This window comes from Pseudomonas sp. PDM17 (genome assembly GCF_014851985.1).
GTDB lineage: Bacteria > Pseudomonadota > Gammaproteobacteria > Pseudomonadales > Pseudomonadaceae > Pseudomonas.
Window position 1 is genome coordinate 172993 of the sequence record NZ_JACVAT010000008.1, and the last position, 25369, is coordinate 198361.

At 67.7% G+C, this 25369-nt stretch carries 22 protein-coding genes; 9 read left to right on the forward strand and 13 right to left on the reverse strand.

Annotated elements, in window-relative coordinates:
• Positions 1 to 55: 55 nt before the first annotated feature.
• Genes IB256_RS25815 through IB256_RS25830 form a run of 4 tightly spaced genes read right to left on the reverse strand, consistent with a single transcriptional unit; the run spans position 56 to position 3874 of the window.
• Positions 56 to 892: an oxidoreductase gene (locus IB256_RS25815; RefSeq protein WP_192404619.1), complete on the reverse strand. Its 837-nt coding sequence runs from the start codon at positions 890 to 892 to the stop codon at positions 56 to 58.
• Positions 893 to 937: 45 nt separating this feature from the next.
• The gene (locus IB256_RS25820) at positions 938 to 1438 is read right to left on the reverse strand and encodes a cytochrome P460 family protein (RefSeq protein ID WP_192295569.1); all 501 of its coding nucleotides are present in this window, start codon (positions 1436 to 1438) and stop codon (positions 938 to 940) included.
• Positions 1439 to 1452: 14 nt separating this feature from the next.
• Positions 1453 to 2460, reverse strand: coding sequence for an alpha/beta fold hydrolase (locus IB256_RS25825; RefSeq protein ID WP_192404620.1), 1008 nt, complete (start codon positions 2458 to 2460; stop codon positions 1453 to 1455).
• Between the two features lie 58 nt (positions 2461 to 2518).
• On the reverse strand, positions 2519 to 3874 hold the full coding sequence (locus IB256_RS25830) for an epoxide hydrolase family protein (protein WP_192295567.1): 1356 nt from the start codon (positions 3872 to 3874) through the stop codon (positions 2519 to 2521).
• Between the two features lie 221 nt (positions 3875 to 4095).
• Here IB256_RS25830 and IB256_RS25835 point away from each other — a divergent pair, with 221 nt between their 5' ends.
• The 3 genes from IB256_RS25835 to IB256_RS25845 all read left to right on the forward strand — a co-directional run bounded on the left by IB256_RS25835 (position 4096) and on the right by IB256_RS25845 (position 7984).
• Entirely contained in the window at positions 4096 to 6894 is a 2799-nt protein-coding gene (locus IB256_RS25835) for a PAS domain-containing protein (RefSeq protein ID WP_192295566.1), read from the forward strand.
• A complete protein-coding gene (locus IB256_RS25840; RefSeq protein WP_192295565.1) occupies positions 6894 to 7265 on the forward strand; it encodes a response regulator transcription factor in 372 nt (123 codons plus the stop codon). Before IB256_RS25835 ends, IB256_RS25840 begins: the two co-directional genes overlap by 1 nt.
• A gap of 89 nt (positions 7266 to 7354) precedes the next feature.
• Complete coding sequence (locus IB256_RS25845; RefSeq protein ID WP_168190511.1) at positions 7355 to 7984, forward strand: response regulator transcription factor; 630 nt, start codon at positions 7355 to 7357, stop codon at positions 7982 to 7984.
• A 6-nt stretch (positions 7985 to 7990) separates the two neighbouring features.
• Here the strand turns inward: IB256_RS25845 and IB256_RS25850 are convergent, their stop codons facing one another.
• From IB256_RS25850 to IB256_RS25870, 5 genes are all read right to left on the reverse strand, one after another.
• Positions 7991 to 10864, reverse strand: coding sequence for an ATP-binding protein (locus IB256_RS25850; RefSeq protein WP_192404621.1), 2874 nt, complete (start codon positions 10862 to 10864; stop codon positions 7991 to 7993).
• A gap of 141 nt (positions 10865 to 11005) precedes the next feature.
• Positions 11006 to 11422, reverse strand: coding sequence for an organic hydroperoxide resistance protein (locus IB256_RS25855; RefSeq protein ID WP_192295563.1), 417 nt, complete (start codon positions 11420 to 11422; stop codon positions 11006 to 11008).
• 23 nt (positions 11423 to 11445) lie between these two features.
• Positions 11446 to 11835, reverse strand: coding sequence for a hypothetical protein (locus IB256_RS25860; protein ID WP_192295562.1), 390 nt, complete (start codon positions 11833 to 11835; stop codon positions 11446 to 11448).
• A 174-nt stretch (positions 11836 to 12009) separates the two neighbouring features.
• Positions 12010 to 12759, reverse strand: a complete 750-nt coding sequence (locus IB256_RS25865) for a creatininase family protein (RefSeq protein ID WP_192295561.1) — start codon at positions 12757 to 12759, stop codon at positions 12010 to 12012.
• Between the two features lie 212 nt (positions 12760 to 12971).
• The gene (locus tag IB256_RS25870) at positions 12972 to 13859 is read right to left on the reverse strand and encodes a DMT family transporter (protein ID WP_192295560.1); all 888 of its coding nucleotides are present in this window, start codon (positions 13857 to 13859) and stop codon (positions 12972 to 12974) included.
• 190 nt (positions 13860 to 14049) lie between these two features.
• Here IB256_RS25870 and IB256_RS25875 point away from each other — a divergent pair, with 190 nt between their 5' ends.
• From IB256_RS25875 to IB256_RS25895, 5 genes are all read left to right on the forward strand, one after another.
• Positions 14050 to 14961 carry a LysR family transcriptional regulator gene (locus IB256_RS25875; RefSeq protein WP_192404622.1) on the forward strand — a complete coding sequence of 304 codons (912 nt, stop codon included), beginning with the start codon at positions 14050 to 14052 and terminating at the stop codon, positions 14959 to 14961.
• Positions 14958 to 15860, forward strand: coding sequence for a LysR family transcriptional regulator (locus IB256_RS25880; protein WP_192295558.1), 903 nt, complete (start codon positions 14958 to 14960; stop codon positions 15858 to 15860). Before IB256_RS25875 ends, IB256_RS25880 begins: the two co-directional genes overlap by 4 nt.
• Positions 15861 to 16058: 198 nt before the next feature.
• Positions 16059 to 16682, forward strand: coding sequence for a glutathione S-transferase family protein (locus tag IB256_RS25885; protein ID WP_192295557.1), 624 nt, complete (start codon positions 16059 to 16061; stop codon positions 16680 to 16682).
• Between the two features lie 55 nt (positions 16683 to 16737).
• Entirely contained in the window at positions 16738 to 18774 is a 2037-nt protein-coding gene (locus tag IB256_RS25890) for a pyridoxamine 5'-phosphate oxidase family protein (protein WP_192404623.1), read from the forward strand.
• A 14-nt stretch (positions 18775 to 18788) separates the two neighbouring features.
• Positions 18789 to 19004, forward strand: a complete 216-nt coding sequence (locus IB256_RS25895) for a hypothetical protein (RefSeq protein WP_192295555.1) — start codon at positions 18789 to 18791, stop codon at positions 19002 to 19004.
• A 273-nt stretch (positions 19005 to 19277) separates the two neighbouring features.
• Here IB256_RS25895 and IB256_RS25900 read toward each other — a convergent pair whose 3' ends face one another.
• Positions 19278 to 20876: an amidohydrolase gene (locus IB256_RS25900; protein WP_192404624.1), complete on the reverse strand. Its 1599-nt coding sequence runs from the start codon at positions 20874 to 20876 to the stop codon at positions 19278 to 19280.
• A gap of 129 nt (positions 20877 to 21005) precedes the next feature.
• On the opposite strand from IB256_RS25900, the gene IB256_RS25905 reads away from it, so the two are divergent.
• The gene (locus tag IB256_RS25905) at positions 21006 to 21953 is read left to right on the forward strand and encodes a LysR substrate-binding domain-containing protein (RefSeq protein WP_192295553.1); all 948 of its coding nucleotides are present in this window, start codon (positions 21006 to 21008) and stop codon (positions 21951 to 21953) included.
• A 3-nt stretch (positions 21954 to 21956) separates the two neighbouring features.
• On the opposite strand, the gene IB256_RS25910 is transcribed toward IB256_RS25905, so the two are convergent.
• The 3 genes from IB256_RS25910 to IB256_RS25920 all read right to left on the reverse strand — a co-directional run bounded on the left by IB256_RS25910 (position 21957) and on the right by IB256_RS25920 (position 25276).
• Positions 21957 to 23018, reverse strand: a complete 1062-nt coding sequence (locus IB256_RS25910; RefSeq protein ID WP_192295552.1) for an ornithine cyclodeaminase — start codon at positions 23016 to 23018, stop codon at positions 21957 to 21959.
• 309 nt (positions 23019 to 23327) lie between these two features.
• Entirely contained in the window at positions 23328 to 23813 is a 486-nt protein-coding gene (locus tag IB256_RS25915; RefSeq protein WP_192295551.1) for an Lrp/AsnC family transcriptional regulator, read from the reverse strand.
• A gap of 119 nt (positions 23814 to 23932) precedes the next feature.
• On the reverse strand, positions 23933 to 25276 hold the full coding sequence (locus IB256_RS25920) for an APC family permease (RefSeq protein ID WP_192404625.1): 1344 nt from the start codon (positions 25274 to 25276) through the stop codon (positions 23933 to 23935).
• Between the last annotated feature and the right edge of the window lie 93 nt (positions 25277 to 25369).

Sequence of the window (25369 nt, forward strand, 5' to 3'; positions counted from 1 at the left end):
GAATAAAAAGCCCCGCACGGCGGCTCGGGGGAATCTCGGACCGTGCGGGGAACGCTCATGCCGAGCGGGGAAAATCGGAAGACTGGCTCAGTTCGCGCCACAGGCGCAGCTCAGCCAGGCGTGCCTTGTCGGCGTTCTCGATGGCCTGCAGCGCATCGCTGCCCAGGGCCAGGCGCAATGGCGGACGATCCATCCAGGCCACTGCGAGGATCGCCTGCGCGGCGCGCTGCGGATCGCCCGGTTGCTGACCGTCGTAAGCGCGTTGCCGGCGCGCGACCGCACCGACCACGGCGTCGTACTCGAAGCGCCCTTCCGAGAGCGTCGTCGAAGCGCCGGCAAAGTCGGTGCGCAGGCCGCCAGGCTCGATGATCGTCACCCGCACGCCGATCAGCGCCATCTCGCGCGCCAGCACTTCGGAAAAGCCCTCCACGCCCCACTTCGCCGCCGAATAGGGCGCACGCCCTGGCGCGCCGATGCGCCCGCCCACCGACGACAGCTGGATGATGTGGCCGCTGCGCTGTCGGCGCAGAAGCGGGATCGCCGCCTTGGTGACGATGATGGTGCCGAACAGGTTGGTCTCGATTTCCCGGCGGAACTCCTCCAGCGAGGTGTCTTCCACCGAGTTGACGTTGCCGAAGCCGGCGTTGTTGACCAGTACGTCGAGCCCGCCGAACTCCTCGACCATCTGCCCCACGGCGTCCTGCGCGGCGGCCGGGTCGGTGACGTCCAGCGGCGCCAGGCGCAGCGTCTGCGGGTAGAGCCGGGCGAGATCGGCCAGGGCATCCGGATCGCGGGCGGTGGCCAGCAGACGGTGCCCGGCCTGCAGCACGGCCTCGGCCAGCGCGCGGCCCAGCCCGCGGGAGCAGCCGGTGATCAGCCATCGTTGGTTCATGGGGACCTCCACCTCTTTCAAAGTGCAGTGCTCAAGGAGCAGCTATCAGGGTGCGTAGCGGGTGAAGACCAGGTCGTGGTCCTTCACCCGCGCCTGGTGACAGGCCAGGCAGGTCTGGTGCTGCGCCTCGTCGGCGGGCTTGCCGTCGATGAAGCGGGCGAAGCCCCAGCCGCCGGTGGCCGCGTACTTCTTCGAGTCCTTGACCATGAACTGCACGGTGGTGGCCGCACCGGGAACCGACGCCGGCTCGAACTCCGGCGACTGCACGTGCTTCCAGGCGAGCTTGGCCAGCACGCTGCCGTCAGGGAACGGCAAGGTGCCGGCGCGGTAGGCCTTCATGGCGATGTCGTTACCCAGCACGGCGCGCAATTCGTTCAGCGGCGCCGCCTCCTGGGCGGGCGCCACCAGCTGCCAGTTCCGGTAGCCCTCGGGCATGCGCACGCCGTAGATCGGCGAGGCGTCGCCGTCAGCCCTGGCGCCTGACGCCACCAGCAGGGCGAAGCCGGCCAGGGCGATACGGCGCAACATGGTTCCTGTGATGTTCATGGCGGCTCTCCGGCTCACAGATGATCGGCGTCGACCACCGCCTTGACGAAAGCGTCCGGCGCCTCCTGCGGCAGGTTGTGACCAATGCCACCGGTGATCAGGCGGTACTCGTACTTGCCACTGAAGCGCTTGGCGTAGGCCTCGGCCGGCGGGTGCGGCGCACCGTTGGCGTCGCCTTCGAGGGTGATGGTCGGCACCTTGATGCTCGGGAATGCCGCGAGTTTCTTCTCCAGCTCCGCATAGCGCGGCTCGCCTTCGGCGAGGTTCAGGCGCCAGCGATAGTTGTGGATGGAGATCGCGCCGTGGTCGGGGTTGTCCAGGGCCTGGGCGCTGCGCTCGAAGGTGGCGTCGTCGAACTTCCACTGCGGTGAAGCCAGTTGCCAGATCAGCCTGGCGAACTCGTGGCGGTACTTGTCGTAGCCGGCCTTGCCGCGCTCGGTGGAGAAGTAGAACTGGTACCACCACTGCAGCTCGGCGGTCGGCGGCAGCGGCGCCTTGCCCGCTTCCTGGCTGCCGATCAGGTAACCGCTGACCGATACCAGCGCCTTCACCCGCTCCGGCCAGAGCGCCGCGACGATGTCCGCCGAGCGCGCGCCCCAGTCGTAGCCGGCCAGTACGGCGCTCTTGATCTTCAGTGCATCCATGAAGTCAATGACGTCCACTGCCAACGCGGCCGGCTCGCCGTTACGCCGGGTCGAGGCGGAGAGGAAGCGCGTTTCGCCGTAGCCGCGGGCATAGGGAACCAGCACGTGATAACCCTTGGCGGCCAGTTGCGGCGCCACTTCGGTGTAGCTGTGGATGTCGTACGGCCAGCCATGCAACAGGATCACCACCGGGCCGTCGGCCGGACCCGCTTCGGCGTAGGCGACATTGAGCAAGCCGGCATTGATGTGCTTGAGCGTGCCGAACGCCGGATCGGTCGACGGCGCGGTAGCGGCCTGCGCCACCGAGCAGGAGGTGAATTGCGCGAGGGCGATGGCCAGCGCCGAGGCGCCAAGGTACGGATGCTTGAACAGGGTCATCAGGAGTCTCCAGGACAGGCGTGCGGCCTGCACGGTGGTTGCCGGCGTTCGGCGGGAATCAGTGGCTGGTGAGGCTGGCTCGCAGCGGGCGGAATGCCTCGCGCAGCTCCTCGCTGAACAGCTGCGGCTGTTCCCAGGCGGCGAAGTGGCCGCCCTTCTCCACCGCGTGGAAGTACGCCAGCGAGGGATAGGCGCGCTGCGCCCAGCTTTTCGGCGCGCGGTAGATCTCGCCGGGGAACACGCTGATGGCCACCGGCACCTTGATCTGCGCGGTTTTCTGCGCGGCGGCGCTGAAGTTGTTGTTGTTGTTTTCCCAGTAGAAGCGCGAGGAGGAAGCGCCGGTGTTGGTCAGCCAGTAGAGCGAAATGTCGTCGAGCATCTCGTCGCGGCTCAGCACGCGCTCGGGCTCCCCACCGCTGTCGGTCCAGGCGGCGAATTTCTCGTACATCCACGCGGCCATGCCGGCGGGGGAATCGGCCAGGGAATAGCCGATGGTCTGCGGGCGGGTCACCATCATCGCGCCATAGGCGGCATTGCGGCCGAAGAAGGTGCTCAGCGCGTCGAAGGCGCGGCGCTCGTCGGTGCCCAGCCCGGCTGGAGCCGGAGCACCGCTGTTGATCGGCCCGACCAGTTCCGGCGGCACCGTCGCCGGCATGTTCAGGTGGATGCCCAGCAGGCCGGGCGGGGCCAGGCGGCCAAGGGCATCGGAGATCACCGAGCCGTGGTCGCCGCCCTGGGACACATAGTGGCTGTAGCCCAGGCGCTTCATCAGCACGTCCCAGGCGCGGGCCACCCGGTCCGGGCCCCAGCCGGTGGCGGTCGGTTTGCCGGAAAAGCCGTGGCCGGGGATCGCTGGGATCACCACATCGAAGGCGTCTTCCGCGCGCCCGCCATAGGCCACCGGGTCGGTCAGCGGGCCGATGGTCTTGAGGAACTCCAGCGGCGAGCCGGGCCAACCGTGGGTAAGGATCAGCGGCATGGCGTGCGGTTCTTTCGAACGCACGTGGATGAACTGGATGTCCACGCCATCGATGCGAGTAATGAACTGCGGCAGCGCGTTGAGCCGGGCTTCGGCGCGGCGCCAGTCATAGTCCGTGCCCCAGTAGTCCACCAGCGCTCGGACTTTTTCCAGCTGGATGCCTTGCGAGGCATCGTTGACCGTCTCGCGGTCCGGCCAGCGCGTCGCGGCGATGCGCCGGCGCAGATCGTCCAGTTGCCCCTGCGGCACCTGGACGCGGAACGGCCGCACGCTGTCATCGGCGCTCGCGGCGCTGCTGGCAATGGCGGTTGCGGCAAAGGTTTGCTGCAGCAGGTGATGCTGACCGTCGCCGAGCAGGAACAGGCCCACGGCGGAGGCCATGAGCGTGCGGCTGAAGCGGCGACGAAACTCTTGCGATAACGCGACGGCTGGCATGGTCGATCTCCCTGAGTCACTGGCCGACGGATCGGCGACCTGCAGCGATCTCAACAAAGCCCGGGAGGTGCCGCGATTGCACCATGGTGTCGGTCGATACCTTGGTATCGGGCCCGGCGCGTGAAGCACATGCGGTGTCGCGGCCGACACCTAGGTATCATTGGCAGCCCCGCCAGCAAGGCGCATGCTCGCCCCACGGCTAGCGCCGGGAGAGGACCGGTATGCACAACGAAGTCGTCGACAAGCTGCCCGACATGGCGTGGACCGCCAGCGTCGAAGGCCGCCTGGAAAGCGTCAACCAGGCCTGGCGCCTTTATGCCGGGCGCGACCCCGACGCCCTCGGCGAGCATGCCTGGCAGGCGTTGGTGCATCCTGACGACCTGCCGGCGCTGCAGCGCGGCTGGAGCGCCATCTGCCAGTGTGGCGTTGCCCATGACCTGCAGGCCCGCCTGCGCCGGCACGACGGTGTCTATCGCCGCTTCCTGCTGCGCGCCCGCCCGCTCACCAACGATCTCGACGAGCCCGCCGGCTGGTGCGGCCAGAACATCGATATCGAAGACCTTCTGCCCGCGCCGCCCTTGACCGTGACGCGCGAGACCCAGGACCTGATCGACAGCATTCCCGCGCTGATCTCGCTGATGACGCCCAGCGGCGAACTGGAGTGCGTCAACCGGCACAACCGCGAGTACCTCGGCGCCAGTTTCGACGAGCTGCGGCGCTGGACCAGCTCTGACACCATCCACCCCGACGACCTGCCCTGCGCGCTGGCCGCCTGGAAGCACTCGGTGGCCAGCGGCGATCCGTACAACTTCCAGCAGCGGGTGCGCGGCGCGGACGGCATCTACCGCTGGTTCCACGTGCGCGGCCTGCCCCACCGCGATGCCGAGGGGCGCATTCAGCGCTGGTTCGTGCTGAAGGTGGACATCGACGAACAGCGGCGCGACCAGGCCTTGATCGCCCAGGCGCAGACGTCGCTGGCCCGTGCGCTGGAAGAAGTCAGCGTTTCCGAGGACCGACTGCGCACCCTGATTGACGCCGTGCCCGGCTTCGTCTGGCGCACCGACCCGGGCGGCAGCGTGGAGTTCCTCAACCAGCGCTGGTTCGACTACACCGGCATGACCCCGGAAAGCGCCGCCGGCGTTGGCTGGATGACCGCCCTGCACCCTGAGGATGCGCCGGCCCTGGGCGTCTACTGGCAAGGCCTGCTGGAAGCGGGCAGCGCCGGCGAATTCGAAGCGCGCCTGCGCCGCTTCGACGGCAGCTACCGCTGGTTCCTCATCCGCGCGGTGCCCCAGCTGGACGCGGCTGGCCGCGTGCTGAAATGGTACGGCGGCAACACCGACATCCATGTGCGCAAGCGCGCCGAGCTGTTGCTGGCCGGCGAAAAACGCCTGCTCGGTCTGATGGCCGGCGGTTGCGCCCTGCCGCAGGTGCTGGAAGCCCTTTGCGACCTGGTGGAGGCCAACCTCGAGGGCAGCCGCTGCGCCATCACCCTGGTCGCGCCGCGCCATGGCCGCTTGCCGGAAGCGACGCTGCGCCTGCAGGCCGGCGCCGCACCGCACCTGCCGGCTTCGATGTACGGCGGCGCGGACGGCCAGCCGGCGAGTTCGCAAAGCAGCCCGCAGGCACTGGCTGTGCTGCAGGGCGCCACCGTGAAGATCGATGACCTGCAGCGGGAAGTCCGCTGGCCGCTCTGGCGGCAACAGGCGCAAGCCAGCGACCTGCACGCGCTGGCGGCAGTGCCGGTGGTGGCCAACCACGGCGAGGTGAGCGGCATCCTCTCGGTTTATTTCGGCCAGCCCCAGAAGTTGGACGAAAACCAGTGCGCGCTGATCGGGCAGTTCACTCACCTCGCCAGCATCGCCATCGACCGCGCCCGCAGCGAAGCGGCCCTGCGACAGAGCGAAGCCTTCCTGGCCAAGGCCCAGCGCATCAGCCTCACCGGCACCTTCTCCTGGCGCGTGGACAACGACGAGATCGCCTGGTCGGAAGAGATCTACCGGCTCCTCGACCTGCAGCCGGGCCTGACGCCGGGCTTCGATCTGATCTTCTCGCGCATCCACCCGGACGACCGCGCCACCGTGGAAGCCATGCTCAGGCGCCAGCGCCGCGACGGCTGCGACTTCGAGCATGAACACCGGCTGCTGCTGCCCAGCGGCGCCGTGCGCCACGTCCACCTGGTCGCCCAGGCCACCCGCGAAGCCGACGGCGCGCTGCTGTACATCGCCACGGCGCAGGACGTCACCCAGCGCCGCCTCGCCGAGGAAACCCTGCACCGGACCCGCGCCGAGCTCGCCCATGTCGCCCGCGTCGCCAGCCTGGGCGCGCTGACCGCGTCCATCGCCCACGAGGTCAACCAGCCGCTGTCGGGCATCATCACCAATGCCAGCACCTGCCTGCGCATGCTCGGCTCGCAAACCCCCAACCTGGAAGGTGCCCGGGAAACCGCGCGGCGCACCATCCGCGACGGCAACCGCGCGGCCGACGTGATCAAGCGCCTGCGTGCGCTGTTCGCCCGCCACGAAACGGTCAGTGAACAGGTGGACCTGAACGAGGCCACGCGGGAAGTCATCGCCATGCTGCACAACGAACTGCAGCGCCACGGCGTGACTGTGCTGCCCACGCTGCAGGAAGAGTTGCCCGCCGTGAGCGGCGACCGCGTGCAGCTGCAGCAGGTGATCCTCAACCTCATCCTCAACGCCATCGATGCGCTGGACGAAGTGCACGACCGCCCCCGGCAGCTGCGCATCAGCACCGGCCATGACCTGGACGCGAGCATCTTCCTGGCGGTACGCGACAACGGCGCGGGCTTTGCGCCGGAGGACGCCGGCCGGCTGTTCGACGCCTTCTTCAGCACCAAGCAGTCGGGCATGGGCATCGGCCTGTGGGTCAGCCGCTCGATCATCGAGCACCACGCCGGCCGGGTCTGGGCCACCACCCACGACGGGCCGGGCTCCACCTTCATCTTCGCGCTGCCCCCGGCATCGCCCAGCCACGACCAACCGATGGAGATCCGCTGATGGCCACGCCCCTGCTCGTGTCGGTGGTCGATGACGACGAATCAGTGCGCGAATCCCTGCCGGACCTGCTGCGCGAGTTCGGCTTCGAGGTGAACGCGTTTTCCTCGGCCGAGGACTTCCTCGCCTCGGAGGCGCTGCAACGCACCCGCTGCCTGATCCTCGACGTGTCGATGCCGGGCATGAGCGGGCCGCAGCTGCAGAAGGAACTGGCGCAGCGGGCGATCCCCGTGCCGATCATCTTCATCACCGCCTACAGCGACGCAACCACCTGCCCACGCCTGCTCGCCCTGGGCGCAGTGGCCTGCCTGCTCAAGCCGTTCAGCGAAGCGGAACTGCTCAAGGCGCTCAGCGCCGCCCTGCCGGTCGGCTGACAGCCCGGTCGACGCCACTCGGAGGACATGGCATGTTGCACCACTCTCCCCTTCAACCCGGCTCATCCCCGCGAACGGAAACCCGGTCCATGTCAGAGGCGACACCCATCGTCTACGTGGTCGACGACGACATCTCGGTGCGCGAATCACTGGAGCTGCTGATCCGCTCGGCCGGCTGGCAGCCGGTGCTGTTCGAGGCCGCCAGCGCCTTCCTCGACCAGCCGCCGAGCCTCGCGCCGTGCTGCCTGGTGCTGGACGTCAACCTGCCGGACCTCAACGGGCTCGACCTGCAGCGCAGCGTGGCCGGCGAGCGCCCGGCGATGCCGATCATCTTCATCACCGGCTACGGCGACGTACCGCTCACCGTGCGTGCGATGAAGGCGGGCGCGGTGGAGTTCCTCACCAAGCCGTTCGACAGCGACACGCTGCTGCAGGCCATCACCGACGCCCTGGAACACAGCCGCGCAGCGCTCGGCCAGCAGTCCCGTCTCGACGCCCTGCGCCAGGCCTACGCCCTGCTCACCAGCCGCGAGCGGGAAGTACTGGAGATGGTGGTGGCCGGCCGCCTGAACAAGCAGGTTGCCGCCGACCTGGGCATCAGCGAGATCACCGTGAAAGCCCACCGTGGCCGGGTCATGCGCAAGATGCAGGCGCGCACGCTGCCAGACCTGGTGAACATGGCGGCACTGCTCGCCATCGGGCCGGCCGAGAGCCGCTGAGATCGCTCAGGCGGTAGCGCCCAGCGCCCGCCGCAATGCTTCCAGCTGGCAGACGTCGAGCGTGTCCAGGCCTTCTTCGGGCTGGCAGGTTTCCAGCAGCGCCAGCGCTTGGGCCACATCCCCTTGCTTCGCGCGCAGCCGCGCCAGGTCCAGGCTCGAACGCAAGACCCAGGCGAACGCGCCCTGTTCGCGAGCCATCGCCAGCGACGCCTGGAGAACACGCTCCACCGCCTGATCCCCCTCCTCGCCCAGCGCAGCGATGATCTGCGCCTCGATACGCATCAGCTCCGGCAAGGCATAGGCATCACCGCTGCTGCGGCAGTGCGCGATGCTGCGCCGCGCCACACCCAGTGCGCGGCGGTGTTCGCCGGCGAGGATCAGGCCTTCGGCCAGGGCAATCTCGAACGAGGTGGTCAGCAACTCGTAGCGCATGCCGTGCAGGCGCGTGAGGCTTTCTTCCAGTTGACGCACCGCATCGCCGGGTTGTTCGCGGCGAATGGCGATGGCCGCGCGCAGGCCCGGAGTCGCGGCCTGATAGGGGGCGAAGGCGTTGGCCTCGGCGATCCGGCTGAAACTCGCCAGGCTGCGCTCGGCCTTGTCCAGCTCGCCGGTCCAGAGATGAATGCACAGCGTCCACACCAGGGCGATGCAATGGGTGGCCGGGTGGTTGAGTTCCGCCGCCTCGGCTTCCACCTGGTCCGCCCAGCGCCGCGACTGGTCGGCGCAACCCAGCAGCCAGAGCGTCCGCGCCAAGGCGAGACCCGTGCGGTTGTGGTGGTCGAAGCCATAGTGCAACGTGCGGCTGCGTTCGGAAGGCAAGCTGTTGCGCAGGGACTTTTCCAGTTCCTCTCGCGCCCGCTGCTGGTCGCCCAGCAGGTGATGGGAGATACCGGCGAGCGAGGCAGCCACGGCCACCGCTTCCGGTTCGCCCAGGATATCGCCGACCAGCACCGCGCGCTCCGCCCAGGCCAGTGAAGAGGCGAAGTCACCGATGCGTTCGTAGAAGATCTGCAGGCGCCCGAGCACCCGCAGTTCGGCCCAGTGGTCGCCCAGCGCCTCGGCGATTTCCAGCGCGCGAAGCAGGGCCTTTCCGGCGGCCTCGCTGTTGCCGCGGGTGAACATCAGCACCAGCCCGAGGGCCGCCTGCAGTTCCATTTCAGTGGGCGTGCCGAAGTAGCCCAGCTCCAGCAACTCAGTGGCGCGAGCGCACCAGGTACGGCACTCCACCTGCAGTGAATAGTGCAGGAACAGCGGCGCGCTGGCCGCCGCCAGCGGTAGGGCCAGACCAGGGTCGCCCTGCGGGCCGAAGCTCCACTCCAGCGCGCTGCGCACGTTGCCCAGCTGGCTGGCCAGTCGCGCGCAGCCTTCGTAGATCACCTCGGGCACGCTCCCCAGTTGCTCCAGCAACCACAGGTAATAGGCGGCGTGACGAAAGGCCAGTGCGTGCGCCTCGTCAAGGCCTTGGGAAGCAGCCTTTTCGCGGGCGAAGGCACGGGTCATTTCCAGCAAGCGATAGGCCGTGGCGGCCTCGCTGCGGTCCACCGCCACGAGTCCCTTGGCGGTCAGCTCATCGAGGATGGCAGCCGCTTCCAGCGTGTCGATTCGTGCATCGGCAACGACCTGCGCGGCCGCCTCCTGGGAGAACGGCCCGACGAAGACCGAAAGGCGGTCGAACACCAGCTTCTCGCTGCCGGACAACAGGCCATAGCTCCAGTCCAGCATGGCGCGCAGCGTCTGGTGGCGCGGCTGGGCGGTGCGCCGGCCGGACCAGCCCAGGGAGAAGCGTTCGCCCAGCAGCGAATGGGTGGCCCTCACGCCATGGACGGCCACCCGTACCGCCGCCAGTTCGATGGGCAAGGCCATGCCACCCAGGCGCCGGCACATGTCGGCAATCAGGCCGGGGTCGCCATCCTGCAATTGCAGCGAAGCATTGGCGGCCTCGGCGCGCTCGACGAACAGCCGCACGGCGGGGAACGCCAGCAAAGCTTCTGGCGGCAAGCCTTGCGGGTCTTCGGGGAAATCCAGCGGGCCCAGCCAGTGCGCCTCTTCGTCCCGCGCGCGCAGCGGCTCGCGACTGGTGGCCAGTAGGCCGACGCCGGGAGCCGCATCGCGAATGCGCTCGGCCAGCGCGGACACTACGTCCACCACGTGCTCGCAGTTATCGACGATCAGCAGCAGGTCCTGGCCCCTGAGGTGCGCCAGCAGCACCGCCAGCGGGTCCTCGGACTGCACCGGAACGCCCACCGAAGCGGCCAGCGCCGAGGTCACCAGGTTTTCATCCTCGACTTGCGCCAGGTCTATGAAGCGCACCGCCTGCCGGCCCTCCGCGGCCAGGCGGTGACCCACCTCGTTGGCCAGGCTGGTCTTGCCGACACCGCCGGTGCCGACAATGGTGAACAGGCGCGGCTCACGCAGGCGCTGCAGGATCATCTGCACGTCGGACTCGCGGCCGATCAGCTTCACCCGTGGCGGCAAGCTGCCGACGCCTTCGCTCTTGCTCATCACGGGCAGCACTGCCGGCGCTGCGTCGCTGCCACGACTCACCGGCGCGACGAAGGCATAGCCGACACCCACCTGGGTGGTGATATAGCGCGCGCCGTCCTCGCCGTCGCCCAGGGCGCGGCGCAGGCCGGTCATGTGGAAGCGCAGGCTGCCCTCTTCCACCACCATGTCGGGCCACACGCGCTTGAGCAGCTCGCGCTTGGAGAGCACCCGACCGGGCTTTTCCAGCAGCGCGAGCAGCAGGTCGAAGGCACGCCCGCCGATGTCCATCGGCTGCGCATTACGGGTGAGCAGGCGCTTGCCGGGCACGACCCGGAACGGGCCGAATTCGACCGGCGTTTTGAGTGAGGAGGACAGATCGTCCGCTGCGGACTCCACGGGGCGTCTCTTCCGACAGAGGGAGTGGGCGCGAGACTGGCCCGCAAGTCCTAGCAGGATAGGAGTTTCGAGCACGCGATCAAGCCTTTGCGTGACCTTTTATGCGGGCTGTCACGCCCAATGGCCGGTGGCGATGCCCCATCAGCACAGGCTCAGGGTGACGGCGACATTGCCCCGCAGTGCTTTCGAGTAGGGGCAACTCTGCTGCGCGGCATCCAGCAGCCGCTGCGCCAGTTCGGCGTCCAGCCCCGGCAGGTGGACCGCCAGGTGGGCCCGCAGGAAGAAACCCTGCTCGCCGTGCATCAGCTCCACCTCGGCATCCACCGTCGTGTCCGCCGGGAACTCCTGCTTGCGCGCATTCGCGGCATGCCGCAGCGCGCCGATGAAACAGGCGGACCAGCCAGCGGCGAACAACTGCTCGGGGTTGCTGCCCTCCCCCGGTGCGCCGGGTGGCGTCAGACGGACCTGCAACCGACCATCATCACTGCGTGCTTCACCATCACGGCCGCCACGGGTATGTACGCGGGCGGTGTAGAGAATTTTCTCGATCGACTGCATCGGGACTTCCTGAAAACCTGGACTCAGTGGGCGGCGGCGGTACGCCTGCGCCGCGCCGGTTTCTGCGCTTCACACACGACGGGCCCTGCGCCCGGCAGCGCGCAACGGTGGACACTCAGTTCATGCCGAGCCAGCTCCAGCAGCCAGGCGCGAAAGGGCACGGCCGGGTCGTAGCTGGCGCGCTGTCCGTCGACCTGCCGCAGGGTGGCGCGCAGCAGGTCGCCCATGTCGTGCTGGTCGATGCGCCCGGCCTGCGCCTGACCCTCGAAGAAGGCGATGAGCAGCGGCAGCACGGCCATGTACAGCTGGCGCGATGCCACCTCGTCGTGTTCGCCGGAGCCGAGGATCAACGCGCCGAATTCGGCATTGCTGCGCCGCCCCGCCAGATTCATGCAGCCATCATGCTGGGTCATGGAGGCCTCCCTGGTTAGCCAATGACACCCGGTTGCCAGAGTGGCAAGGCCTGCGCAATCGGGCGAGTTATCTGCTGTTAGCTCTTGTTAGCTGGCCGGCTTTGCGCGGCGCAGAAAAGCAGAAACCCGAGCGAGGCTCGGGTTTGCGTGAGGTAGCGCAGCGGCGGATGGCACTCAGAACGGCGAGGGTTCCCCGCTGAAGGCCTCGACCGCCTGCACCAGTCCGAGGGCAGCCAGCATCACCAGCTCGCGCCCCTTCTCCGGCGTGGCAAGGCCTGGATCAGAGCCCATGCGGCCGTCCGGATGGCGCGCGCGGAAGTCCGCCGCTTCGCGTATCGGGCCCCAGTTAGCGATCGGCGGCGAGTACTCGGCCGACTTGATGTGCTGCGGATAGGCCCACTGGGTCACGGCGATCTCCGACGGCGTAGCGTGGATGCCATGGCCCTTGGGGAACTGTCGGTTGGCCAGTTCGCCGACGCCTTCCAGGTCCCACCAGTTGCACAGCTTCAGGGCGAAACCGGCCGGGCGGCGGGCGAAGCTGGCCTGGGCGTAGAGCTCGGAGAAGGCGGCCTCGATGGAAGCGACGTTGCCGCCGTGGCCATTGAGGAAGAGGATTCTCTCGAAGCCGTGGGCAGCCAGGGAATTCACCCAGTCGCAGATGGCGGCGATGAAGGTCGAGGGGCGCAGCGTGATGGTGCCGGGGAAGCCCAGGTGATGCTGCGCCATGCCGATGTTGAAGGTCGGCGCGATGAGGATGTCCGCCGACTTCTGCGCTTCGTGGGCGATGATTTCCGGGCACATCCAGTCGGTCCCCAGCAGGCCGATGGGGCCGTGCTGCTCGTTGGAGCCGATGGGGATGACGATGGTCCGGCTGCGGCCAAGGAACTGCTCGATTTCGGACCAGGTACAAAGGGGTAGGAGCATGGAGACCTCGCGATTCGACGGGTTCGCCTGGGTAGGATGAGCGTGCGGCGCACGTTCGGGCGGCGGGGTTCTCGGAGTTGAGACCGGGTTGCCCCTGCCGGGAATGACACCACGCCGGCCGGGAGGCGGACATTGCACCATGGTGTCTATCGGGCGTTCGGCGCGGCTGATTGACGGCGGACCTTGTCCGCCATTCGCGAGCAGGCTCGCTCCTACAAGGCCTTCGGCCTGATCGAGTACAACCCCGCCAGCAGGATCAGCAGCGCGCCGGTGATGGTCCAGAGGGTCGGCGTCTCGCCGAAGACGATGAGGCCGATCAGCGTGGCGAAGGCCAGCAGCGAGTAGTTGAACGGCTGCAGCGTCGAGGCCTGGGCGTACTTCAGCGCCTGGATCAGCAGCAACTGGGCGATCACCCCGGAGACGGCGACGATCGACATCAGCATCGCTTCGTGGGGCGTCGGCGTGACCCACGCGGGAAGCCCGGCGGAGGTGGCCGCCACGGCGCCGACCACGGCCATGTACAGCGTAGTGGTGGCGAAGGAGTCGGTCTGGCTGATACGCCGCGAGAGGATGTTGAAGAAGGCGAAGGTCAGCGCCGCCGCCAGCGGAATCAGCGCCGCGGGCTCGAACACGCCCATGCCGGGGCGCAGGATCAGCAGCGTACCGCCAAAACCCACCGCCGCCGCCAGCCATTGCCGGCCGACCATCCGCTCACCGAGAAACAGCCGCGCCAGGCCCAGCGTCATCAGCGGGAAGACCGCGTAGAGTGCGTGGGTTTCGGCCAGCCCGAGATAGCGCAGGGCCAGGCCGAAGATGGCGATCTCGCCTACGCCCAGCAACGCGCGGACCACCTGTTGCCAGGGGCTGGCGCTGCGGATGGCCGCGCGCACGCCGCCCTGGGAACGACAGACGATGAGCGCGAACAGCACGAACACCCAGTAGCGCACCATCACCAGTTCGGCCACCGGCAAGTGGCGGACCAGCACCTTGGTGATGCCGTCCTGGCAGGCGAAGATGAGCATCGACAGCAGGCACAGGGCGATGCCCAGGCGTGGGTTGTTGGCAGCGGCCAGCGCGGTAGTCGAGGTCTTGCTGGTCATGGGAGAAGGCTCTTGGCGGTGGCGGCCTCGCGGCGGGCGCCTCCAGCGCTTGTGCCGGAGCGGCCGGGGCGCGGTCAAGCCACAGGGCGCTGGCAAGCACGCCGATGTCGCCCGCAAGCCGCCGGCACTTCAATCCGGCGCCGCTTCCCTCTACAGTCTGGCGACCCGCTCAAGGCGACAACGGTGATCCATGGACAGGTTTCAGGAAATGACAGTACTGCTGGCCGTGGCCGAGGCCGGCAGCTTTGCCGCTGGCGCCAAGCAGCTGGGCCTGTCGCCGCCCAGCGTGACCCGCGCCATCGCCGCGCTGGAGCAGCGCCTGGGTACCCTGCTGCTGGCCCGCAGCACCCGCAGCGTGCGGCTGACCGAGGCCGGCCAGCGTTATGTCGAGGACTGCCGGCGCATCCTCCAGGAACTGGAAGAAGCCGAGGAACTGGCCTCCGGCAGCGCCCTGCGGCCGCGCGGCAACCTGGCGGTGACCGCCCCGGTGCTGTTCGGCGAGCTGTACCTGATCCCGCTGATCGCCGGCTACCTGGAAACCCATCCCGAGGTGACAGTCAACGCGCTGCTGGTGGATCGCGTGGTGAACATGCTCGACGAGGGCATCGACGTGGCCGTGCGTATCGGCCAACTGCCCGAGGGCAGCCTGACCGCGCTGAAAGTCGGCGAAATCCGCCCGGTGGTCTGCGCCTCCCCGGCGTTCCTCGACTGCCACGGCCGCCCGCGGCACCCCAACGAACTGCTCGACGCGCCGGTGGTGATGGCCGCCACCAGCGTCCTGCTCACCGACTGGCAGTTCGTCACCGCGGACGGCCCGCTGACCCTGCGCCCACCGTCGCGTTTCATGGTCAGCTCGAACAACGCCGCCATCCACGCCGCGCGCCTGGGCGGCGGCTATACCCGCGTCCTCTCCTACCAGGCCGCCGAGGCCGTGGCGCGTGGCGAACTGGAGATCGTCCTCGACGAGTTCGCCACGGCGCCATTGCCGATCCACCTGCTTTACCAGGACAGCACGCGGCTGCCGGCGAAGGTTCGCAGCTTCGTCACGCATTGCGCGGAACGCCTGCGCGCCGACCCGGCCCTGCAAGCCACACAGCCGTGAGCCGCTACCGGGAAATGCAGGCGTTCGACGCCGTGGCGCGCTCCGGCAGCCTCGCCGCGGGCGCGCGTCGGCTGGAGCTGTCCACCGCGACGGTGATGCGCCTGGTTGCCGCTTTGGAGTCCCGCCTGCAATGCGAGTTTCTGCTGCGCGGCCCGCGTGGGGTCGAGCTGAGCGCCAGTGGCGAAGCCTTCGCCGCCAGTTGCCGGCAGATTCTCCAGGGTATCGATGAGGCGGAAGGCTCGCTCGACGGCTTGCAGGCCCACCCTGCCGGGCAGTTGAACCTGACATTGCCGCTGCTGATGGCCGACCGCCTCTTCGCGCCCATCGCAATGGATTACCTGGCAGCCTTTCCCGATGTACGCCTGGTCAGCCGTCACCGCGAGGACCTGCCGCGTCTGCTGGAAGACGGCATCGATGTGGCGCTGGTAATAGGTACCTTGCCCGACTCTTCCGGCTTCGCCTTGCCGGTGGGCATGGTGCGGCCGGTGATCTGCGCATCGCCCGACTACCTCACGCGCCATGGCGTGCCGCAGGCGCCGGAGGACCTCAAGGCGCACAGCATCATCGTCTCCGGCAGCCAGGGCCCCATCAGCGAATGGCGCTTCCGTCATCAGGGCGCGCCGCGTTCGGTGCGCTTCTCACCGAGGCTGGCGTGCAGCACCACCCACGCGGCGATCCGTGCGGCCAGCCTGGGGCTCGGGCTGACCCGCTGCATGAGTCACGAGGCCCATGCCGAACTGAGCAGCGGGGGCCTGCAAGCTGTGCTGCAGGACTACGCGGCGCCAGGGTTGCCGGTGCAGCTGATCTACCGCGAAGGCCGCCGCGCGGCGGCGCGGGTGCGTACCTTCCTCGATTTCGTGGTGCCGCGCCTGCGCGCGCATCCGGCATTGCGCGGGTAGGTCGGAGCGGCGAGGGCAGCCCATGGCCGCACGACGGCTGATCCCACCGCCCATTCTTCCGCATTCTGAAACGCTGGATTGCCCGCCCTGGTGATTCTGCGCGCCGTCCATCAGGCGCAGCATTCACCCATCAGCTCGAGCAACCCACCCCGAACCGACTCGCGCTGCCTACCCACTCAAGCCAACGGAGTCACCGCCATGTCCCACACCATCAAACTCTTCCGCCATCCGCTGTCCGGCCACGCCCACCGCGTCGAGCTGATGCTCTCGCTGTTGCAGCTGCCCACCGAACTGATCTCCGTGGACCTCGCCAAGGGCGCCCACAAGCATCCGGATTTCCTCGCCCTGAACCCTTTCGGCCAGGTGCCGGTGATCGATGACGAAGGCGTCATCGTCTCTGACTCCAACGCCATCCTGGTCTACCTGGCGAAAAAATACGGCAACGGCCGCTGGCTGCCGGAAGATCCGCTGGGCGCCGCCCGCGTGCAGCGCTGGCTGTCGGTCGCCGCCGGGCAGGTTGCCTACGGCCCGGCCGCCGCGCGGCTGATCACCGTGTTCGGCGCCGCCTTCAACCCCGAGGAAGTCGCCACCCGCGCCCACACCCTGTTCCAGGTGATGGAACGCGAACTGGCGAAGACGCCCTTCCTGACCGGCAGCGAGGCGACCATCGCCGACGTGTCCAACTACTCCTACATTTCCCATGCGCCGGAGGGCAACGTCTCACTGCAGGACTACCCCAACCTGCGAGCCTGGCTGGCCCGAGTGGAGGCCCTGCCGCACTTCGTGCCGATGCAGCGCACTGCCATCGGCCTGCAAGCCTGATGCAACCTTCGCTGCCGGGGTAACCCGGCAGCCCCTTCGTCGCGAGGTGCCCGTCATGTTCCAGTTGCCCAAACACCGTACCTCCCCCTGGCACGCCGGCGAGAAGGCGATCCAGGAGCGCGTCGGCGTCGCCGAGCGCATGGAAGTCCATGGCCAGAAAGTCATCCGCGACTACATGCCCGACCAGCACCGTGAGTTCTACCACCAGCTGCCCTTCATCATCGCCGGCGCCGTGGATGACCAGGGCAGGCCCTGGGCAACCCTGCTCGAAGGTGCGGAAGGCTTCGTCACTTCACCCGACCCGAAAAGCCTGCTGCTCGACAGCGTGCCCGACAGCCAGGACCCGGCGGCCAGCGGCCTGCGAGCCGGCCACGCCATCGGTCTGCTGGGCATCGAGTTGCATACCCGCCGGCGCAACCGCATGAACGGTGTCCTCCGCGAAGTGGACGGCGGCCTGTTGACGGTGGCCGTCGAGCACTCCTTCGGCAACTGCCCGCAGTACATCCAGAAGCGCGAGTGGAGCCGCGACGAGCAGCGCTACAGCCAGCGCGCCCCGCGTGAGGATTTCGGTGCGCTGAACGAGGAGCTGGCAACCATCATCCGCAACGCCGACACCTTCTTCGTCGCCAGCTATGTGCAGCACGAAGACGGCGAGCGTTCGGTGGACGTTTCCCATCGCGGCGGCCGCCCCGGCTTCGTCCGGGTCGACGGCAATCGCCTGACCATCCCCGACTATGCCGGCAACCTGCACTTCAACACCCTCGGCAACCTGCAGGTCAACCCGCAGGCGGGGCTGCTGTTCGTCGACTTCACCAGCGGTGACGTGCTGCAGGTTCACGGCCGCACCGAAATCCTCTTCGACAGCCCGCTGCTGGCGGCCTTCGAAGGCGCCGAACGCCTGTGGACCCTGGACATGCAGCACGCGGTGCTGCGCCGCAACGCCCTGGCGCTGCGCTGGAACTTCCGCGAATACTCGCCCACCAGCCTGATGACCGGCACCTGGGCCGAGGCCGACGCCAGACTGCAGGAGCGCGAGCAGCGCCAGCAGTGGCAGGACTGGCAGGTGCTGCGCGTGGAACCGGAAAGCGAAGACATCCGCTCGTTCTACCTGCAACCACCCACCGGCCTCGCCGTGACCTTCGCACCAGGCCAGCATCTGCCGGTGCGCCTGGCAGCCGGCGAACAGGCGCTGATCCGCACCTACAGCCTTTCCAGCGCACCGTCGGACGGCGAGCTGCGCATCAGCGTGAAGGCCCAGGGCCCGGCGTCGCGATACCTGCATGAACATATTGGTGTGGGCGATCACCTGCAGATCCGCGCGCCCATGGGCAGCTTCACCCTGAAGGGCGACAGCGTACGGCCAGTGGTGCTGATCGGCGCGGGCGTGGGCATCACCCCACTGCTGTCGATGCTACGTGAATTGGCGGCGGGCCCGGCGCGGCGCGTGCATCTGTTCCAGTCTGCGCGGACGCTGGGCCAGTTACCGTTCCAGCGCGAGATCGCCGAGCTGCGCCAGCGCGCGCCGCAACTGCAGATTCACCGTGCACTCAGCCGCCCGGAACCGGATGCTCTGCCCGGCCGCGACTTCGAACAGATCGGGCGTCTGGATATCGAGGCGATCAAGGCGCGGCTGCCGCTGGACGATTACGACTTCTACGTCTGCGGCCCCGGCGAATTCACCCAGGCAATCTACGACGGCCTGCGCGGCCTGAGCATCGCCGACGCGCGCATCCACGCCGAGACCTTCGGCCCCTCGACGCTCAAACGCCGGGGTGACGGCCAAGAGCCGACGCTGGTGCAACCGCCCGCTGCCACCGAACCGGTGCCGGTGTACTTCGCCGGCTCGGCCAAGGAGGCCCGCTGGAAGCCCGAGAGCGGCAGCCTGCTGGAGCTGGCCGAGGCCCGGGGGCTGGCACCCGATTTCAGCTGCCGCGGCGGTTCCTGCGGCACCTGCAGGACGAAGATCGTCAGCGGCCAGGTGCACTACCCCAATCCACCGGCGGAACTGCCCGAAGCGGGCAGCGTACTGATCTGCTGCGCCATCCCGGCGCAGGACGACAGCGGCGTGCAACCGCTGGTGCTGGACCTCTAGGAGGCGAAACGATCATGAACGCACTGACTGCATTCGAAAGCGGGAGCGAGCGCTTCCCGCGTTGGGACGAGGAAGTCTTCGAATCGGCCGCGCCGGGTCTCTGCGGGCCGAACGAAGCGGAAGTGGGTTTCCTGCTGCCGCAGCTGCTCTCGACGCCGGGCTGTCCGTCGCGCTCGCGCGCCGTGGAGATTAGCGCGGCACTGGTCCGCTGGCTCAAACGCGCCCGATAGGCGCTATTCGCGCCTATGTACAACCGCGTAGGGCGCATAACCCGGAACGGGTTATCCGCCGATGCCATGACGGCGGATAACGCTGGCGCGTTATGCGCCCTACGGAACGGGTTCAGGCGCGCCCAACCAACCACACCAGATCACAAGGGAACTCCAACGTAGGATGGGTGGAGCCTGCGATACCCATGCTGTATCGCAGGCAGGGATCGATGGGTATCGCTGCGCTCAACCCATCCTACGTGCGCATTTCCCGGCGGGTTCGGTAGCTCGGGATCACTCGTCCTCGCGCGCCGGAATCCACCATTCCTCGCCGCGCACCGTGCGGATGTACTCCGGCCAGCGGAAGCGGTGCGGGACCTTGAAGTCCTTCGGCAGCAGCGGCGCCTGCCACTGTTCGCCGCCGATGCCGCCGCCGGTGCGCTGGTTGAATTCGCGGGTCGCCTCGGCCAGCAGGCCGGCATCGGTGAACAACTCGATCAGCGTGCTGCCGATGGTCTTCGAGGCCACGTCGATCATCGGGTCGATGGTCTCGCGGATGCCGCCCAGGGCGTTGGACACCCAGTCCGGATAGGTGAAGCCGGAGGGCGCGCTGAGCATCGGCCGGGCCACGTAGAGGCGCACGGTCGGGCAGTGCCAGGTGTATTCGGGGTAGTCGTCGGAGGTCAGGTACTTCTGCCACGCCGGCATCTGCAGGCGCATCTGCCGCTCGCATTCCTGCGGCTCGATCAATGCCTGAGTGGCCGGCAGGAAGGGCTCATCCATGGGCTCGAGACCGAGGTTCACCTGGATTTCCCGCGCCACCGCGATGGCCTGTTCACCCCAGCTCGGCGCGCCGATGGCGGCGAGGTTGTCGTAGCAGGCCTGGGCCAGCGCATGGTTGGCCAGCCCGCCACGGGACTTGCAGACCCAGGTCTTCTTCCACTGGCAGCCGGTGGCCATGGCCGCGGCGGCGGCGTTGTTGTCCATCACCGTGGAGATGGTCTCGGCCTGTTCGATGGAGTCGCAGCGCAGCAGGTACTGGATCTGCGAGACGTGCGGCGGCAGGTTGTCGGCGGTGGCTTGCCCGGTAGTGAGGATGGCTTCGTTGAAGCTCCACAGCCCGGTGAACGGCAGGGTCGAGCGACGCAGGCTCTCGTTCAGGGTGTAGAAGTGCACCAGCGCATCATTGGCGCCAGGAGCGCGGGCGGCCAGGTGGTTCTGCGGGATCGGACTGTAGCGGTCGGCAGCGATCCAGTTCTGCGGCTCTTCGCAGGTGAAGGTGTAGATGTACGAGTAGGCGATACCGCAGTGGGTGTCCCAGGTGGTGGTGTTGTTCAGCGGCAGCATGTAGGTGGGATGGAAGCTGACGGCGGCGTCGAGGTCGTCGTAGTAGCCCTTGGCGGCGTGCACGGGCTTGGACGCGCGCAGTTTTTCCGCCGGTTCGCCGAAGAACTTGATGGTGCCCCGGATACCGAATTCCAGCATCGCCGCCTTGGCCGCCAGCACCCCGCCCAGAGCGCTGATACCCAGCGCGGAGTGCGGGTCGGTGTGGCCCGGCGCGTACTTCGACAGGCCATCGCGTGGCATCGGCCTGGTCGCCGCCGCCTGGCAGTTGCCGGGCACTGCGTCGTATTCGGCGTAGGTGGCGAGGATCGGCCCGTCACCCTCGCTGCCATCGCCATTGCTGAAAGTGGCGACGAAGGCGGTGGGCATGCCGCCGCTGCCCTCTTCCACCGTGAAGCCTTCCTTGCGCAGCAACTCCACGTACCAGGCGCAGGACTTGTACTCGCGGAACGCCGGCTCGGCGAAATGCCAGATCACCTGGTGCCAGTCGGACAGCTGCTGGCGGTGCTCGTCGATCCACTGCTGGACGTAGGCCTTGAATTTCGACATGGCGGCTTCCTCATCGTTGCCTGTTGTTGTTGTCGTGTGGCCTAGTATTGGTGAAGCGGAATTTGCAACAAGCGCAGGATTTCGCCACCCATGTCCAGTTAGTTTCACCAATGGAGCAATGAGCGCCCCATGCACTTTCCCTCGATGACCGCCCTGCGGGCACTGGATGCCGTGGCCCGGCTGGGCAGCGTCTCCGCCGCCGCGACGGAGCTGAACCTCACCCGCAGCGCGGTCAGCCACCGCATCGCCACGCTGGAGGAACGCCTCGGCTTCGCCCTGACCGAGCGCACCGGGCGCGGCATTCGCCTGACCTATCGGGGGGAAAGGTATGCCCGCGACGTGCGACGCATCCTCGCGGAGGTACAGCTGGCCGGCAGCAGCTTCGACGAGCAGCAGGTCAGCGGCCCGTTGTGCGTGAGCTGCAACCCCGGTTTCGCCACCTACTGGCTGTGCCAGCACCTGGGCGACTTCCTGGCGCAGTACCCGAAGGTGCAGTTGCACGTAGTGACGCCGCGCGTGCCGCAGGACACCAGCGCCAGCGACGCCGACCTGTTCATCGCCTACGGCAGCGGCGACTGGCCGAACCAGACGGTGGAGCAACTGGTGGCCCTGCACTTCTTCCCGGTCTGCAGCCCGCGTCTGATCCACTCGCGCGGCGGCCTGCAGCAGCCGGCGGACCTGGCCCACTACACACTGCTGCACATGAATGATTTTGCCGACTGGCGCCTGTGGCTCGGCGCGGTGGGTGCGAGCGCCATCGATCACCGCTCCGGCGTGCTGTTCGCCGATGCACCCTGCACCATCGCCGCGTGCATAGCCGCCCAGGGCGTGGCCATCGGCGACAACCTGCTCAGCGGCGACGCCCTCGCCCGCGGCCTGTTGGTGCGCCCGTTCGACATCACCATCCAGTCCAGCCGGGGCTACTTCCTGGTGACCGACCCGGTGAAGGCCGAACGCGCGGTGGTGAAGGCCTTCAGCCAATGGCTGAAGGCCCGTGTCGCCGCCACCACACAGAGCGCCAGCGACCTCAGCCGCCCACCGCTGGCGATCCCACCAGAGGCGGAACTGACGCGCTGAACCTCAGGCGATGCGGCGCAGCCCTTTGCGCGCCTTGGCAGAGCGGGTGTAGCGGAACAGGTCCTTGGGATCGTTGTCCTCTTCCTCGCTCCACGGCACCAGGTCGATGCGCTCGCCGAGGCCCAGGCGACTGGCCTGCTCATTCACGTAGCGCAACGCGGAGTAATCCTCGAGGGCGAAGCCGACCGAGTCAAAGATGGTCACCTGCTCGGCGCTGTCGCGCCCGGCCAGCTGGCCCGCCAGCACGCGCCACAGATCGGTCACCGGGAAGTCCGCCGGCATCTGCTGGATCTCGCCCTCGACCCGCGATTGCGGCTCGTACTCGACGAACACCTTGCCGGCGCGCAGGACGTCGGCGTGCAGTTCGGTCTTGCCCGGGCAGTCGCCACCCACGCCGTTGATGTGCATGCCCGACTCGATCATCTCCGGGGTAAGAATGGTCGCGTAGGCCTTGTCGGCGGTCACCGTGGTGACGATGTCGGCGCCGCGCACCGCTTCGGCGGTGGAGCCGGCGCGGATGATTTTCAGGTTGGGGACGTCCGCCAGGTTGCGGATCAGCTTCTCGGTGGCCTGCGGATCGATGTCGTAGACGGCGATTTCCTCGATGCCCAGGTGGTGATGGAAGGCCAGGGCCTGGAACTCGCTCTGTGCGCCGTTGCCGATCAGCGCCATGCGTCGCGAATCCGGGCGGGCCAGCGCGCGGGCGGCCATCAGCGAGGTGGCGCAGGTGCGCAGCGCGGTGGCCACGGTCAGCTCGGAGAGCAGCACCGGATAGCCCGTCTCGACATCCGCCAGCACACCGAAGGCCATGACAGTGAACAGCCCGCGCTGGGTGTTCTGCGGGTGGCCGTTGACGTACTTGAAGGCATAGCGGGCGGTATCGGACACGGGCATCAGCTCGATGACGCCGATCTCGGAGTGGTTGGCGACACGGGCGGATTTGTCGAAGGACTCCCAGCGCACGAAATCCTGGGCGATGGTGTCGGCGAGTTCGCCGATGAAGCGGGCGACACCGATCTGCTGGACCAGTTGGGACATCGTGGGGACGTCGACGAAGCGAGTCATGGTGGGACCTCCGATTGTTGTGATTGGACTTTTCTGTCGGTGTATTCGAACGGTACCGCCCCGCTCCAGCATGCCTCGAACAGCGGGCACAACAACGTCGCAGAGGCCCTGGATCAGGTCTGCACTTCGGGAGAGGGGCTACACGATTCTCCCACCGGCCCCAGAGAAAACCCGGCTGTAATGGAGGGCTTTGCCGGCCGATCCGGCTGTATTGGAGGGTCATGACAGCCGATTCGGCTGCGCTTGAGGCAGCCGCTGGCGGGGGGATATCAGCGGAGGAAAACGCCGGAGAAAAGCGAGTCCACGGCGCTAGCTGGCGGACTCCTTGATAGTCGTCAGCTCAGGGTGGGCAACCAGCTTGTCGATGTGCAGGCTCTCATCGTTCAGCCAGGTTTCGGTGAGCGCGCGGTAGTGCTCCATGTCGCGGCAGCGCATGCGCACGCTGTAGTCGAAGGTCCCGCTGATCAGCTGGCAGTGCAGCACTTCCGGGCAGGCGATCATGCGTGCCTCGAAGGCCTTCTGCGCGGTGCGGCCACTCTGGTTGGACAACGCGACCAGCACCAGCAGCGACAGACCCGCGGCGATCTTCTGTTCGTCGATGACGGCTCCGTAGCCACGGATGATGCCGTGCCGCTCCAGCTTGCGGACGCGTTCCTGGCAGGGGCGCGGGGTGAGGTGGACCAGCGCGGACAGCTTGCCGTAGGTGATGCGGCCCTGGTGACGGAGGATGCGGAGGATCTCCTCATCGATGCGGTCCAGGGTGAAGGGCGTACTGTCCTGATCTTTCCTGCTCATGCTGTTTCACGCTGGTTCGTCGGTGTTGGCGGCGTCCCTGCACCGCCCGATCTTTATGGGGCACGCCTCGCCGTCTGTCAAAGCGCGCCGTGCCGTCTGCGACAGCACGGCGCACCCGCTCAGATTTCCCGTGCCAGCTCGCTGCCGTTGCCGCGTCGGCTGAGCACCGCGAGGTACACCAGGCCGATGGCTATCCAGCCTGCGCCCAGCTCCTGCGCCTCACGGCTCATGCTGAACAGTACGTAGGCGATGATCACCAGGCCAACCAGTGGGAACACCAGGTGGCGCAGCACCTGGCCGCTCTTCTGGCGGATGAAGTAATGATTGATCACCGCCAGGTGCAGCAGGCAGAAACCGGTCAGCGCGCCGAAGTTCACCAGCGAGGTGAGCACGTCCGGCGAGTCGAGGAAGTAGATGCCGATGCCCAGCGACAGCACGCCGACCAGGTACAGGCTGATGTGCGGGGTCTGGTACTTCGGGTGCACCTTGGCCAGCACTCGCGGCAACTTGCCGTCGCGAGCCATGGAGTACAGCAGGCGCGAAACGGCGGCTTGCGAGGTGATCGACACAGTCACGCCCCAGGCCAGCGCGGTGGACACCGCCGTCAGCGTGGACAGCCAGCTGCCGCCGGCCGCTTCGGCGATCTCGTAGAAGGCGGTGTCCGCCGACTTGAAGGTCATGCCTGCAGCCAGGTCAGTGGCCAGCCAGGTCTGCACGATGAAGATCGCGCCCATGACGAACAGCGCGATCAGCGAGGCGCGGCCAATCTGCTTGGCCGGGTCGCCCTTGACCTCCTCGGCGAGGGTGGAGATCGCATCGAAGCCGAGGAACGACAGCACCGCGATGGACACCGCCTTCATCACCAGGCCGAGGTTGAAATGCTCCGGCTGCAGCAGCGGTTCCAGCGTCAGCCGGCCATTGCCCAGGCCGCCTTCCAGCGCGTGGTAACCCACCGCCAGGAAGATCGCCAGCACCACCAGTTCGGCGATCAGGAACAGCAGGTTGAAGCGCGCCGCCAGGGTGATGCCGCGCAGGTTGATGAGCGTGGCGGACACCAGGAAGATCAGCATGAAGATTAGCTTGGGGATCGCCGGGAACAGGTGGTTCAGCGCCAGCGCGCTGAACACGTAGAGCAGCGGCGGGATCAGCAGGTAGTCCAGCAGCAGGACCCAGCCGGCAATGAAACCGACGTTGGGGTGGATGCCGCGCTGGGCATAGGAGTACACGGAACCGGCGATGGGAAACGCGCGGGACATCGCGCCATAGCTGAGCGCGGTGAAGAGCATCGCCACCATGCCCACCAGGTAGGCCATGGGCACCATACCGTGGGCGTCGGCATGGACCCAGCCGTACACGCCGAAGGGGGCGATCGGGATCATGAAGATCATCCCGTAGATCACCAGGTCGCCGAGCGTCAGGCTACGGCGGAGTTGTTGCTTGTATCCGAACTGTTCGATGGCCACGGGGCACTTCCTCTGGGAACGGCAGCTTTCAGGGTTCGGCGCTCATGCGCTGAATTGTTGTTGTTTTCAGAACCCGCCCGCCCCGGCCGAACG